Annotated in this window: 14 protein-coding genes and 1 riboswitch; of the genes, 8 read left to right on the top strand and 6 right to left on the bottom strand. The window is 72.0% G+C overall.

All coding sequences use genetic code 11. The features are described from left to right. Window positions 1-33 precede the first annotated feature (33 nt). A complete protein-coding gene (locus ABD140_RS09215) occupies window positions 34-729 on the bottom strand; it encodes a dienelactone hydrolase family protein (protein ID WP_344238853.1) in 696 nt (231 codons plus the stop codon). 187 nt (window positions 730-916) lie between these two features. Next, a riboswitch (S-adenosyl-L-homocysteine riboswitch) is annotated at window positions 917-996 on the top strand. A gap of 20 nt (window positions 997-1,016) precedes the next feature. On the opposite strand from ABD140_RS09215, the gene metH reads away from it, so the two are divergent. The 3 genes from metH (at window position 1,017) to sigJ (ending at window position 6,077) form a co-directional block, all read left to right on the top strand. Continuing rightward, window positions 1,017-4,652 carry a methionine synthase gene (gene metH / locus ABD140_RS09220; protein ID WP_344238855.1) on the top strand — a complete coding sequence of 1,212 codons (3,636 nt, stop codon included), beginning with the start codon at window positions 1,017-1,019 and terminating at the stop codon, window positions 4,650-4,652. A gap of 150 nt (window positions 4,653-4,802) precedes the next feature. Beyond that, on the top strand, window positions 4,803-5,150 hold the full coding sequence (locus ABD140_RS09225) for a DoxX family protein (protein WP_344238857.1): 348 nt from the start codon (window positions 4,803-4,805) through the stop codon (window positions 5,148-5,150). A 42-nt stretch (window positions 5,151-5,192) separates the two neighbouring features. Continuing rightward, window positions 5,193-6,077, top strand: a complete 885-nt coding sequence (gene sigJ, locus ABD140_RS09230; RefSeq protein ID WP_344238859.1) for an RNA polymerase sigma factor SigJ — start codon at window positions 5,193-5,195, stop codon at window positions 6,075-6,077. A 12-nt stretch (window positions 6,078-6,089) separates the two neighbouring features. On the opposite strand, the gene ABD140_RS09235 is transcribed toward sigJ, so the two are convergent. Next, window positions 6,090-6,560 carry a MarR family winged helix-turn-helix transcriptional regulator gene (locus ABD140_RS09235; protein WP_344238861.1) on the bottom strand — a complete coding sequence of 157 codons (471 nt, stop codon included), beginning with the start codon at window positions 6,558-6,560 and terminating at the stop codon, window positions 6,090-6,092. A gap of 110 nt (window positions 6,561-6,670) precedes the next feature. Here ABD140_RS09235 and ABD140_RS09240 point away from each other — a divergent pair, with 110 nt between their 5' ends. After that, on the top strand, window positions 6,671-7,804 hold the full coding sequence (locus tag ABD140_RS09240) for an SGNH/GDSL hydrolase family protein (RefSeq protein ID WP_344238863.1): 1,134 nt from the start codon (window positions 6,671-6,673) through the stop codon (window positions 7,802-7,804). Here the strand turns inward: ABD140_RS09240 and ABD140_RS09245 are convergent. The 4 genes from ABD140_RS09245 to ABD140_RS09260 all read right to left on the bottom strand — a co-directional run bounded on the left by ABD140_RS09245 (window position 7,801) and on the right by ABD140_RS09260 (window position 10,660). Continuing rightward, on the bottom strand, window positions 7,801-8,991 hold the full coding sequence (locus ABD140_RS09245; protein ID WP_344238865.1) for a hypothetical protein: 1,191 nt from the start codon (window positions 8,989-8,991) through the stop codon (window positions 7,801-7,803). The two genes, ABD140_RS09240 and ABD140_RS09245, sit on opposite strands and share 4 nt — an antisense overlap. Before the next feature lie 82 nt (window positions 8,992-9,073). Next, a complete protein-coding gene (gene pspAB, locus ABD140_RS09250) occupies window positions 9,074-9,637 on the bottom strand; it encodes a PspA-associated protein PspAB (protein WP_344238867.1) in 564 nt (187 codons plus the stop codon). Window positions 9,638-9,659: 22 nt separating this feature from the next. After that, a complete protein-coding gene (gene pspAA / locus ABD140_RS09255; RefSeq protein WP_344238869.1) occupies window positions 9,660-9,938 on the bottom strand; it encodes a PspA-associated protein PspAA in 279 nt (92 codons plus the stop codon). Beyond that, window positions 9,935-10,660: a PspA/IM30 family protein gene (locus ABD140_RS09260; protein WP_344238871.1), complete on the bottom strand. Its 726-nt coding sequence runs from the start codon at window positions 10,658-10,660 to the stop codon at window positions 9,935-9,937. The genes pspAA and ABD140_RS09260 overlap by 4 nt, the downstream gene beginning before the upstream one ends. A 472-nt stretch (window positions 10,661-11,132) precedes the next feature. Between ABD140_RS09260 and ABD140_RS09265 the strand changes: the two genes are divergently transcribed. The 4 genes from ABD140_RS09265 (at window position 11,133) to ABD140_RS09280 (ending at window position 13,107) form a co-directional block, all read left to right on the top strand. Next, window positions 11,133-11,282 carry a GPGG-motif small membrane protein gene (locus ABD140_RS09265; protein ID WP_198653817.1) on the top strand — a complete coding sequence of 50 codons (150 nt, stop codon included), beginning with the start codon at window positions 11,133-11,135 and terminating at the stop codon, window positions 11,280-11,282. Window positions 11,283-11,343: 61 nt separating this feature from the next. Further along, window positions 11,344-12,156, top strand: coding sequence for an SRPBCC family protein (locus tag ABD140_RS09270; protein ID WP_344238875.1), 813 nt, complete (start codon window positions 11,344-11,346; stop codon window positions 12,154-12,156). A gap of 47 nt (window positions 12,157-12,203) precedes the next feature. After that, window positions 12,204-12,383 (top strand): hypothetical protein, encoded by a 180-nt coding sequence (locus ABD140_RS09275; protein ID WP_344238877.1) that lies wholly within the window; start codon window positions 12,204-12,206, stop codon window positions 12,381-12,383. A 202-nt stretch (window positions 12,384-12,585) separates the two neighbouring features. After that, window positions 12,586-13,107, top strand: a complete 522-nt coding sequence (locus tag ABD140_RS09280; RefSeq protein WP_344238879.1) for a hypothetical protein — start codon at window positions 12,586-12,588, stop codon at window positions 13,105-13,107. Window positions 13,108-13,195 lie beyond the last annotated feature (88 nt).

The raw sequence follows: 13,195 nt of genomic DNA on the forward strand, positions 1-13,195 counted from the left end.
CATGGCGGGTCCGGCCCGCGGGGAGGGGCGGGGTCAGCCGAGGTGGCGGTGGAGGAAGGCCAGGGTGGTGGTCCAGGCCTGCCGGGCGGATTCGGGGTGGTAGGAGGGGCGGGTGTCGTTGAAGAAGGCGTGGCCTGCCGGGTAGAGGTGGAATTCGGGGGAGATGCCCGCCTGGTCGTGGAGGGCGGCGCGCAGGTGCTCCAGGGCCTCGGGCGTGATGCTCTTGTCCTTGGTGCCGTAGTGGCCGAGGACCTGGGCGCGCAGGCGGGAGAAGTCGGGGATCTCCCGCATGGCCCCGTAGAACGGCACGGCCGCGCCGACGCGCGGGTCGGCGGCGGCCAGGTGGAGGACGAAGGCGCCGCCCATGCAGAAGCCGACGGCGCCCACGGTCGCGGAGGTGGTCTCGGGGCGGGACAGCAGGTAGTCGACCGCGCCGGACAGCAGGTGGACGCCGCGCTCCACGGGGAGGCGGCGGCGCATGCGCGCGGCCTCGTCGGCGTCGTGGGCGACGCTGCCGCCGAAGAGGTCGGGGGCCAGGGCGACGAATCCCTCCCGGGCCAGGCGCTCGGTCACGTCGGCGATGTGGTCGTTCAGGCCCCACCACTCCTGGATGACGATGACGCCGGGGCCGCGGCCGCCGGGCGGCAGGGCGAGGTAGCCGTGGGCGGTGCCCTCCCCGCTGGGGAACGTCACGTTCTGCCGGACCTCGGAACCGCTCGACTCGGGCATGGCGCCGCCACCTTCTCCTCAGGACTCTCCGCTCCCTCCACAGGGGCGTTCCCCGCGGCGGCGGTTCCTGACCGTCGCCGGAGCCGCCGGCGGTGATCCCGCCCGTTCGCCGATCGTTTCCCCAGGCCCGTGCGACCCCGCGGGGCGGCAGATGCCGGGCCCCGGGGGTCGCGGTAGGATCGGACGTCAGGTCGAGAGGCGCTGCAACGGGCGGGCCGCCCGCCACGCTCGGCCTCCCTGCGAAGGAAACAAGGGCGCCTCCCGGATCATGATGGGAGGAGAGCCGGATGCAGGAATCAGCGCAGGCCGTCCAGGGTCGCCAGGAGCGGACGCGGCGGCTGCGGGAGATTCTCGAGCAGCGGATCGCGGTGCTGGACGGGGCCTGGGGCACGATGCTCCAGGGCGCGGACCTCAAGCCCGAGGACTACCGGAGTGAGCGGTTCGCCGACCACCCCATGGACGTCACCGGCGACCCGGACCTGCTCAACATCACCCGGCCCGACGTCATCCTGGACGTGCACCGGCAGTACCTGGCGGCCGGGGCCGACATCACGACCACCAACACGTTCACCGCCACGAGCATCGCGCAGGCCGACTACGGCCTGGAGGGCTTCGTGCGCGAGATGAACATCGCCGGGGCGCGCCTGGCGCGGCAGGCGGCCGACGAGGCGGGCGGCAGGTTCGTCGCCGGGTCGGTGGGGCCGCTGAACGTCACGCTCTCCCTGTCCCCGAAGGTCGACGACCCGGCCTACCGCGCCGTCACGTTCGACGAGGTCGAGGCGGCCTACGCCGAGCAGATCGAGGCGCTGGCCGAGGGCGGCGTCGACCTCCTCCTCATCGAGACGATCTTCGACACGCTCAACGTGAAGGCCGCGATCTCCGCGGCGCAGCGCGTCGCCCCCGACCTGCCGCTGTGGATCTCGGTGACGATCGTCGACAAGTCCGGGCGCACCCTGTCCGGCCAGACGGTCGAGGCGTTCTGGAACTCCGTCAAGCACGCCGAGCCGCTGGTCGTCGGCGTGAACTGCTCGCTGGGCGCCGACGAGATGCGCCCGCACGTGGAGGACCTGGCCCGGCTGGCCGGCACCTACACCGCCTCCCACCCCAACGCGGGCCTGCCCAACGCGTTCGGCGGCTACGACGAGACGCCCGAGGAGACCGGGCACAAGGTCGGCGGGTTCGCCGCCGAGGGCCTGATCAACATCGCGGGCGGCTGCTGCGGCACGTCCCCCGCGCACATCGCGAAGATCGCCGAGGCCGTCCGGGGCAGGGCGCCGCGCCAGGTGGCCCGGCCGCCGAGGCGCAGCCGGTTCTCCGGCCTGGAGACCTTCGAGATCGGCCCCGACACCGGCTTCGTCATGATCGGCGAGCGCACCAACGTGACCGGCTCCGCCCGGTTCCGGCGGCTCATCGAGGCCGACGACTTCCAGGCCGCCGCGGACGTGGCGCTGGAGCAGGTGCGCGGCGGCGCCAACCTCCTCGACGTCAACATGGACGCCGACCTGCTCGACAGCGAGCAGGCGATGACGACCTTCCTCAACCTCATCGCGACCGAGCCGGAGATCGCCAGGATCCCCGTGATGATCGACAGCTCGCGGTGGAGCGTGCTGGAGGCCGGGCTCAGGTGCGTCCAGGGCAACGGCGTCGTCAACTCCATCAGCCTCAAGGAGGGCGAGGAGCAGTTCCTGGAGCAGGCCCGCCGGGTCCGCTCGTTCGGCGCGGGCGTCGTCGTCATGGCCTTCGACGAGCAGGGCCAGGCCGAGACCGCCGACCGCAAGGTCGAGATCTGCGGCCGCGCCTACGACCTGCTCACGCAGCAGGCCGGGTTCGCGCCCGAGGACATCATCTTCGACCCGAACGTGCTGGCCGTCGCGACCGGCATGAGCGAGCACAACGGCTACGCCAAGGAGTTCATCGAGGCGCTGCCGCGGATCAAGGAGCGCTGCCCGGGCGCGCTCACCTCCGGCGGCATCTCCAACCTGTCGTTCTCCTTCCGCGGCAACGAGGTGGTCCGCGAGGCGATGCACTCGGCGTTCCTGCTGCACGCCGTGCGGGCCGGGCTCGACATGGGCATCGTCAACGCCGGCCAGCTCGCCGTCTACGCCGACATCCCCGCCGACCTCCTCGAACACGTCGAGGACGTGCTGTTCGACCGCCGTCCGGACGCCACCGACCGGCTCATCGAGTTCGCGCGGACGGTGTCGGGCAGCGGCACCAAGCGCGAGGTCGACCTGTCGTGGCGGGAGAGGCCCGTCGCCGAACGCCTCGCGCACGCGCTGGTGCACGGCATCACCGACTTCATCGAGGAGGACACCGAGGAGGCGCGCCAGACCTTCCCGACCCCCCTCGAGGTGATCGAGGGCCCGCTCATGGACGGGATGAAGATCGTCGGCGACCTGTTCGGCTCCGGGAAGATGTTCCTGCCGCAGGTCGTCAAGAGCGCCCGCGCCATGAAGCGCTCGGTGGCCTACCTCGAACCCTTCATGGAGGAGGAGAAGGAGCGGGCCAAGGCCGAGGGCCGCGTCCAGACGCGCCGCGGGCAGGGCAAGGTCGTGCTCGCCACGGTCAAGGGCGACGTCCACGACATCGGCAAGAACATCGTCGGCGTCGTGCTCGGCTGCAACAACTACGAGGTCGTGGACCTGGGCGTCATGGTGCCCGCCGCGAAGATCCTCGACACCGCGCTGGAGGAGGGCGCCGACATCGTCGGGCTCTCCGGGCTGATCACCCCGTCGCTGGACGAGATGGTCGCGGTCGCCGCCGAGATGGACCGGCGCGGCATGAAGCTGCCGCTGCTGATCGGCGGCGCGACCACCTCCCGCCAGCACACGGCCGTGCGGATCGCGCCCGCCTACACCAACCCCGTCCTGCACGTCCTGGACGCCTCCCGTGTCGTCGGCGTGGTGTCGGACCTGATGGACGCCGGTCGCGCCGACGCGCTGGACACCGCCAACCGCGCCGAGCAGCAGCGGCTGCGCGAGGCGCACGAGAACCGGCGGCAGCAGCCGATGCTCACGCTGGAGCAGGCGCGCGCGAACCCCGAGCGGATGGGTTTCGAGGCACTGCCCGTGCCGGCGTTCACCGGCCTGAAGACCCTCACGCCCAGCCTCACCGAGCTGCGCGAGATGATCGACTGGCAGTTCTTCTTCCTCGCCTGGGAGCTGAAGGGCAAGTTCCCGGCGATCCTGGAGCAGCCCGCCGCCCGCGAGCTGTACGACGAGGGGCAGGCGCTGCTCGACCAGATCATCGCCGACGGCTCGCTGCGCGCCGAGGGCGTCTACGGTTTCTGGCCCGCGCACTCCGAGGGCGACGACATCGTGCTGGAGGACGGCACGCGCTTCCCGATGCTGCGGCAGCAGACGGCCAAGCCCGAGGGCCGTCCCAACCGCAGCCTCGCCGACTACGTGGCGCCGTCCGGCGACCACCTCGGCGGGTTCGCGGTCACCGTCCTGGGCGCCGAGGAACTGGCCGCCGAGTACGAGGCCCAGCACGACGACTACAAGGCGATCATGGTCAAGGCGCTGGCCGACCGGCTCGCCGAGGCGTTCGCCGAGCTCATCCACCTGCGCGCCCGCCGCGACTGGTTCGAGCCGGAGTCCCAGCCCCTCCTGGAGGACCTGCACGCCGAGCGCTACCGCGGCATCCGCCCGGCGCTGGGCTACCCGGCCTGCCCCGACCACAGCCGCAAGAGCACCCTCTTCGACCTGCTCGACGCGGGCGCCCACGGCATGGCCCTCACCGAGTCGTTCGCCACGACCCCCGCGGCGAGCGTCAGCGGCCTGATCTTCGCCCACCCCGAGGCCCGCTACTTCACCGTGGGCCGCCTGGGCCGCGACCAGATCGAGGACTACGCCGCCCGCGCCGGCATGACGGTCGAGGAGACCGAACGCTGGCTCCGCCCCAACCTGGCCTACGACCTCTGACCGCCGGCGTAGGGTCCGGCCCGTCCCCACTGTGGGACGGGCCGGATTTTTTTCCCCGGATCTGTCACGTTCCCGGGTGCCGCGGGTTCGTCATGGTGACGCACTCAAGACGCCGGAGGCTCCGGCGTCCGCATCCGAGGAGAACCGCTGATGTCCACCGCTTACGTCGTCGTGACCGTTCTGGGCGCTGTGATGGCCGGATTCTCGGCCGGTTCCGTCTTCTTCCGCGCGCCGTGGGTGGTGCAGCCGCTGGCCGAGTACGGGGTTCCGCGCTCGTGGTGGAACCCGCTCGGGGCCGCCAAGGCGGCCGGGTCGGTGGGGCTGCTGGTCGGGCTGGCCGTGCCCGCCGTCGGGATCGCCGCGGGGATCGGGCTGGTGCTGTACTTCACCGGGGCCGTCATCACCGTGCTGCGGGCCCGCTCGACCTCGCACGTCCCGTTCCCGCTGGTGTACATGGCTCCGGTGGCCGCCTCCCTGGTGCTGGGCGCCGTCGCCTGAAAGCGGCGAATCCGGCAGGATCATCGGAGGGGAGGCGGCGGGATGGACGAGCGGGAATGGCTGACCGGGCACTTCGAGCGGCAGCGGCCGCGGCTGCGGTCGGTGGCGTACCGGATGCTCGGGTCGGTGAGCGAGGCCGAGGACGCGGTGCAGGAGGCGTGGCTGCGGCTCGACGGCGCGGACACCGGCGAGGTCGAGAACCTCGACGCGTGGCTGACCACCGTGGTGGCGCGGACCTGCCTGAACATCCTGCGCACCCGCCGCAACCGGCGTGAGGACCCGGCCGACGTGCACATGCCCGACCCGCTCGTCGGCCCCGAGGACGCCGCCCACCCCGAACGGGAGGCGGTGCTGGCCGACTCCGTCGGGCTCGCGCTGCTGGTGGTGCTCGACACGCTCACCCCGGCGGAGCGGCTCGCCTTCGTGCTGCACGACATGTTCGCCGTCCCCTTCGACGAGATCGGCACGATGATCGAGCGCTCCCCGGCCGCGGCCAGGCAGCTGGCCAGCCGGGCCCGCCGCCGCGTGCGCGGCCGGGCTCCGGTGCCCGACCCGGACGTCGCCCGCCAGCGCAGCGTCGTCGACGCCTTCTTCGCCGCGGCCCGCGACGGCGACTTCGAAGGACTCGTCGCCGTGCTCCACCCCGACGTCGTGCTCCGCTCCGACGGCGGCGCCGCCCGCGCCCGGCACACCACCGTGCTCACCGGCGCCCGCACCGTCGCCGCGCAGGCCGTCACCTTCGGCGGCCTCTCCCCGTTCGCCCGCCCGGCCCTCGTCAACGGCGCCGCGGGCGTCGTCGTCACCGCCCGGGGCCGCACCCTGTCCGTCATGGGCTTCACCGTCGTCGACGGCGGGATCGCCGCCATCGACGTCATCGCCGACCCCGACCGCCTCGCCCACCTGGACCTCACCGTCCTCGACGCGTGAAGGGACCGGCGGTCAGTCCGGGGTGTACTCGGTGGCCCCGGGGAAGGCGGCGTCGCGGACGACGCGGAGGGCCTCGTCGAGGGAGGCGAGCTGCCCGGGGGCGAGCAGGCCGGTGAACCAGCGGTCGACGGCGGCGAGGTAGTCGGGGAGGGCCTGGGCGAGGCGTTCGGCGCCCTGCGGGGTGAGGACCGCGTAGGTGGTGCGGCGGTCGCCGGGGGAGGACTCGCGGGCGGCCAGGCCGGTGCGGGCCAGGCGGTCGACCAGGCGGGTGACGCCGCTGGTGGACAGGGAGGTCTGGGCGGCCAGGTCGCTCATGCGCAGCCGCCGGCCGGGTGAGCGGCTCAGGCGCATCAGGGCGTTGAGGTCCAGGTTGGACAGGCCGTGCGCCCTCATGACGGGCTCCAGCTTGCTCAGCAGGCCGCCGGTGGCCTCCAGGAGCAGGCCCGACAGGGTGAGGCGGGGGTCGGCGAAGAGGTCGTCCATGGGGACGAGCCTACCCCGAAGTGTTTGATGCAGGGATAGTTGACGTGAGGAATAGTTCGCTGCATGATTGCGACGTCAGTATTCCTCGCGTCAACTAATCGGGAGTGGCGATGACGCAGCAGTGGGTGGCGGGTTTCCGCAGCGCGGTGATCAGCCCGTACGAGCAGGTCCGGCTCAGCGTGCCGCGCGGTTTCGCGGGCCAGACGGTGCGCCAGCCGTTGCGCCTGGCCGGAGGCGGTGAGCGGCTGCGGGTGCGGCTGAGCAACCGGTACGGGCGGGAGCCGCTGGTGGTCGGGGCCGCGCGGATCGCGGTGCGCAAGGCCGACGACGAGATCGTGCCCGAGACCGACACCAGCCTGCGCTTCTCGGGAGGGGCGGAGGTGAGGATCCCGGCAGGCGGCGAGGCCGTCAGCGACCCCGTCGAGATGGCCGTGACGGCCGGCACCGAGCTGGCGCTGAGCCTGTACCTGCCGGACGAGACGGGCCTGGCGACGTACTCGCACATGCCGATGGAGACGGCCTTCGTGGCGGACGGGGATCTCGCCTCCGCCCCGGGGCTGCCGGACGCCGAACGCGTCGAGGCGCGGTTCTACGTGACCGGGGTGGACGTGCTCGCCCCCGAGGGCACCGCGATCGCCGTCGCGTTCGGCGACTCGTGGTTCGAGGGCGTGGGCACCACCCCCGACGCCCACCGCCGCTCCGTCGACTTCCTCAACGCGCGGCTCGACCGCGGTTGGGCGGTCAACCAGGGGATCTCCGGGAACCGGCTGCTGACCGACGAGGTCGGCGAGCACGCGCTCGCCCGTTTCGAGCGCGACGTCCTGGCGGTGCCGGGCGTGACGCACGTCCTGGTGAACTTCGGCATCAACGACCTGGGCCTGCCCGGCATGGCGGGCCTGCCGCCCGCGACGGCCGAGGACCTGATCGGCGGGTTCACCGAGCTGGCCCGCCGCGCGCACGCCGCGGGCCTGAAGGTCCTCGCCGCGACCGTCGGCCCGTACGCGGGCGCCGTCTACCCGGGGGTCAGCACGCCCGAAGGCCTGGCGACACGGCGGCGCGTGAACGAGTGGATCCGCACCGCCGACGTGTTCGACGCGGTCTTCGACGTGGCGCGGGCGGTCGAGGACCCCGCGGATCCCGACCGCATCCGGCCCGAGTACGACGGCGGCGACGGCATGCACCTCAACGACGACGGCGCCCGCGCGATGGCCGGGACCGTCGACCTCCGGGACCTGGTCCTCTAAGGGCGGCCCAGGGACCAGACGGCGACGTTCAGGCCGTCGGCGCCCTCCCGGGTGCCGACGGCCCACAGGGAGCGGGTGCCCGGGATGCGGGTGATCTGCTGGACGCTCCTCGCGCCGGTCAGGGTCCGGTGGGACCAGGTGCCCCGGGCCGAGCGGTGGAAGAGGCGGTGGCGGTCCTCTCCGGCGCGGTCGGGGCCCCAGCCGTGGACGTAGAGGCCGCCGGCCCCGTCGGAGGCGTAGTCGCTCAGGTAGTGGCCGCGGGCGGAGCGGGGGGTCTCCCGCGTCCAGGAACCGCCGTTCCAGTGGAGCTGCGCGTGGGTGGAGACGGCGTCGGCGGAGCAGACGTCGCCTTCACGCGTGAGTGCCGAGACCCAGACCTGGCCGCGGTCCAGGAGGCCGAAGTCGAGGATCATGGACGTGCGGTCGGCGGCGGTCCGGGAGGCTCCGGCGGACGGTGCGTCCGGCTGGGCGGCGGCCCACCGGGTGCCGTCGAAGCGGACGAGCCTCGTTCCGTTGGAGGTGCGGTCGCGGACGAGCGCCCAGATGTCCCGGCGGGAGGCGGCCTCGGCGCTCAGGACGTGGAAGGGCAGGGACCGCCGCCGCCACTTCTCGCCGTCGAAGTGCCAGGAGGCGGGGCCCTTGCGGTCCAGGCCGTACACCCGGACGTCGCGGGGGCCGAAGGTCAGGACCTCGTTGATGTAGGCGTTCTTGAACGTGCGGGCGACGGTCCAGCGCCTGCCGTCCCAGCGCAGGACCTTCGAGGGCGACGCATCCGCGCGGGACGCCGCGGGGGAGGGACCGCGCTCGGTGGAGCAGTCGTCGGAAGGCAGGCCGTCCAGGTACCTGCTGAGCATTCCCTCGTTGCCCATCACGGTCATCCAGACGTTCTTCGCCGACGACGCGTCCGCCTGGCCGGGGATGCCCCGCACCCCGCCGGGCAGCGGGCTGCGGCTCCACGCCCTGCCGTTCCAGCGGAAGGCCAGGGGTTCGAGGGCGGTGCCGCGCTCGCGCATCGCGAACACGAAGGCGCTGCGGCGCGCGGGCGCGACCAGTCCCGTCACCGTCTCGTCGCCTTGGAGCCGGAACGTCTTCACCAGGGCGAGCGCGCGGGGTCCGGCCGAGGCCGGGTCCGCGAGCAGGGAGGAGGACAACGCTCCGGCGACGACGACGGCGACAAGACGCTTCACAGGCATTCCTGACGAAAGGGGTTCGTGGTGCGACGAACCTACTCCTCGTCCACCGGATGTCAGGGCAGCCGCGCGGCGCGTGTCACAGGTCGGGAGCCGACCAGAGGGGGAACCAGCGGGTCAGGTCGGTCTCGATGGGCAGGGTGTCGGCCAGCTCGGCGCGGACCTGGAACTCCAGGTGGTTGTTGCGGCGCTCGTTGGGGAGCGGGGCGAACGGGTAGAAGGTGCCGCACTTGTAGAGGTAGACCAGGGCCAGCGGGCGGGCGGCGGGATTGCGGAAGGCCACCATCGTGCACAGCAGGCGCGTGGCGAAGCCCCCGTTCTGCAGGACGGCGCTCATGGCGTGCAGGTTGTCGACGAGCTCGGGGAAGTCGTCGGGGGCGTGGTGGGCGAGGAGCCAGGTGTAGCCGCGGACGTCCTCGGTGAGCGTCATCGTCGGAGCGTCCGGGGTGGCGTCGAGCATGTCCTGCAACTCCCGGCAGAGCCGTCCGGGATCGGCGTCCTCCGGCGTGGCGAAGCAGACCGAGCCGACGCCGGTGGGCGCGTAGCCCGTGGCGGAGCGGACGATGGCCGCGGCCTCCGGGAGGGCGTACAGGCGGTCCAGGTCGGCTTTGGCGCGGCCCAGCAGGGTGTCCAGGAAACCCACGGAACTTCTCCTCTCAGGGATGTCACCCGGGGATGAGGCCCTCGGACGACAGGAGCTCCTTCACCTCGTCCAGCGTGGTGTCCTCGTCGGGCAGGACGAGCTCCGACGGGGCGAGGACGTCGGACGGCAGGGGGGAGCCCAGGCGGCGGACGGTCTCCAGCAGCTCGCGCAGGGCCAGCGTGAAGGACTCCTCGTCGCCCTGGTCGACGGTCTTCTGCAGGACGGCGTCCAGCTCGTTGAGCTCCTCCAGGTGGGAGTCGGTGACGCGGTACTGGCCCTCGCCGAAGATCCTGATGATCATCTTCTTCCTTCCGGTAGCTGCTTCTGCTCGGTCTTCAGACGTTCCAGCTCGGCGTCCACGTTCCGGTCGCGGGTGAGGGAGTCGAGCTCGGCCTGGATGTCGTCGCGGCCCGGCGGCAGGGTGGCGTCCTCCAGCGCGCCGGACGCCAGGAGCTCGTCCAGGGCGCCGGCCCGCGCCTGCATCTGGTCGGTGCGGTCCTGGACGCGCTGCATGGCCATGCCGACCTCGCCCATCTCCTCGCCGATGCCGCCGACCGCCTCAAAGACGCGGGTCTGCGCCTCGGCCGCGCTGTAGGTGGCCTTGAGCGTCTCCTTGCGGGTGCGGAAGGACTCGACCCTGGCCTGCAGCCGCTGCGAGGCGAGCACGAGCTTCTCCTCCTCGGCCTGGAGGGACGCCTCCTGGCCCCGCAGGTCGGCGAGCTGGGAGTCGACGCCCGAGCGCCGGGCGAGCGCCTCCCGCGCCAGGTCCTCCCGCCCCGCCTCCAGGGACCGCCGAGCCTGCTCCTCCAGGCGTCCGCTGGACTGCTCCAGCCTCGCCACCTGCAGCTCGACGCGTTTGCGGCTCGTGGCCACGTCCGCCACGCCCCGCCGCACCTTCTGCAGCATCTCCGACTGCTGCTGGTAGGAGTAGTCCAGCACCTCGCGGGGATCCTCGGCCTCGTCGAGCGCCCTGTTCGCCTTGGCGCGGAACAGGGCGGCGAGCCGTTGCGCGATACCGCCCATGGTGCTCCGTCCCCCTTCTCCACCGGATGCCGTAGAAAAGCCGACTGTCACCCACGGTAACGGTCTCAGCGTCATTTGCCAGCTATGTGTCGGTATTGGAGTCGTTAGGCCGGTACCCCACGGCCCCTCCTCCCCCCGAACCCTTGGTCCTGCGGCCTTCCCGTAAACGCTTCGCGCGGTGGGCGCTTCCGTCCGCCCTCGTCCGGACCGTCCTCGTCCGGCTCTGCTTCGGGTGAAACCACCTGTGTGGGCGAACTTTAGTGTGCTTAACGTTATCTGTCTCACAGATGGCCTGTGATGTGAGTCTCAAAATGGGGTGGTTTAGCCGGGCGGCTTTGCCGTGTCGGGTGGAGGAATGTGCCGTCTACCAGGGGGAATGCGGGTCACCGGGAGTTCATGGCAGTTTACCGTATGGTCTGAGTAAGTCCTTTCCCTGTGTTTCGTCATGGTTGGTCAAGGGCATCGGAAATGCATGGCAACTCTACTTTGGATCATCGCAGTCGTCTTCGTCATCGCCGGCCTCTACACCCTCCTCGCGCGGCGTGACCTGCTGTGGGGCCTCATCCTCATCGTGGTGGGCTTCCTCATCGGCCCGGGCGGGGTGAGCATTTTCAACGTCTAGCGATTCGCACCGGACCACGCATCGGAAATTCACCGGAGAAACCGAAGGAAAGGTACGCGAAATGAGCACCATCGAGCAGGTCGTCGATGTCGCGGTCCCCGTACGGATCGCCTACGACCAGTGGACGCAGTTCGAGGACTTTCCGAAGTTCATGGAGGGCGTCGACCACATCGAGCAGATCACGCCGACCCGCACCCACTGGAACACCAGCATCGCCGGCGTCCGCCGGGAGTTCGACGCCGAGATCACCGAGCAGCGGCCCGACGAGTGCATCGTCTGGCACACCATCGGCACCCCGCGCCAGGCCGGCGTCGTGTCCTTCCAGCCGCTCGACCCGGTGAACACCCGGGTGGTGCTGCAGATGCAGTTCATCCCCGAGGGCCTCGTCGAGCAGGTCGGCGACCGGCTGAACATCGTGGAGACCCGGGTCAAGGGCGACCTGCAGCGCTTCAAGGAGTTCATCGAGGAGAACGGCCGCCCCACCGGCGGCTGGCGCGGCAGCGTCGGCACCGACCCGACCCCGGGCTTCGCCGACGCCACCACCCCCGACCTCCGTCCCGAGGCCCGCCGCCCCGCCGCGGGCACCCGCTCCGTCCCGGACGGCCTCCCCGCCCCCGGCGACCACGCCGCTCCGAGCGCCCCGACCGACCAGCCCGTCCCGGGCGCGCAGCCCGCTCCGGGCGGCCACCCGGCTCCGGACACCCGGCCCGCCCCGGACACCTACCCGGCTCCGGGCACCCGGTCCGCTCCGGGCGGCACCTCGACCCCGGGCTCGACCCCGGGCGCGCAGAACCCCGTCCCCGGCACCCAGCAGCCGGCCCCCGGTCCGTACCCGACCCAGGAGCCGCGCAACAACCCGGGCTCCGGCTTCTGACGGCCCTCGCGGCCGCCCCGTCCCCTCCCGAAGGAAGGACCCCCGACATGAACCTCACCACCGAACTGCGCCGCCTCACCCGCGGCGGCACCCGGACGCGTGGAATCTTCGACCGACATCACCGCGGCGGCCCGCGCCTGTCGGCCCTGCGCCGGAACCGTCCCGCCACCGGCCCCCTCGCCCGCCTGAAGGGCCTGGCCGGAAGGGTTCGCCGGACGCTCCGGTGACACCGAGCGCGGAGGCCGCGGTCATCCATCGGGGGAGCCGCGGCCTCCGACCATGCCCCACCCCTTTCGCACGAGCACCGCGTCGCCGGCACCGTCCGGCGGCGCTTTTTGCGCGTGCCCCCGCCCGTCCGGAGTTCTCAGGGTTTTGCCAGCTTCTGTCTCTATAGTCGCTCCGTCAATCGACTCCAACGAGAGGTTTCTCATGCAGAGCCGTATCGTCATCTCCGCGTTCATGGGGGTCGCGGCCGGAGCCACCGTTCTGGTCGCGGGAGCGGGAGCCGCCTCCGCGACCCCGTCCTGCGACACCCGGGTGTGGTCCGACGACGTGCAGGGCCGGCCCGCGGGCCTGACCACCTACTCCAAGGGCGGCGTGTACCTGTGGCACGCGCGTGACGGCTTCCACCTGAGGGTGACGCACCGCCGCGGCGACAAGCGCGTGTACGCCGGTTCGATCGTCTCCCCGACGCGCATCCATGGGGTGAAGCGGGTGCGCAAGGAGTGGCGCGACAGGATCTGGCTCTCCAAGGACCGCAAGACGCTGCACTTCCGCTTCGTCAACCGCGGCAAGATCGACGGCGTGAACTTCCGGACGGCCTGCGCGACCAGCCTGACGGTCACCGCCGCCAAGGGCGGGGGCCGCACCCTCCCGCCCAAGCGCGTCTACCTCGGCGAGGACCGCGTCAACCCGGCCTCCGTCCCGTTCACGGTCAACCGCCAGGACTGACCGACGCGCGACCGCCCCCTCGCCGAAGCCCGGTCTCCCCGAGCTGCGGGCTCCCGGGACGAAGCCGCCCGCCCGCGGCCGGGAGCCC

This window comes from Actinocorallia libanotica (genome assembly GCF_039525175.1).
In the GTDB taxonomy this organism is placed as follows: domain Bacteria; phylum Actinomycetota; class Actinomycetes; order Streptosporangiales; family Streptosporangiaceae; genus Actinocorallia; species Actinocorallia libanotica.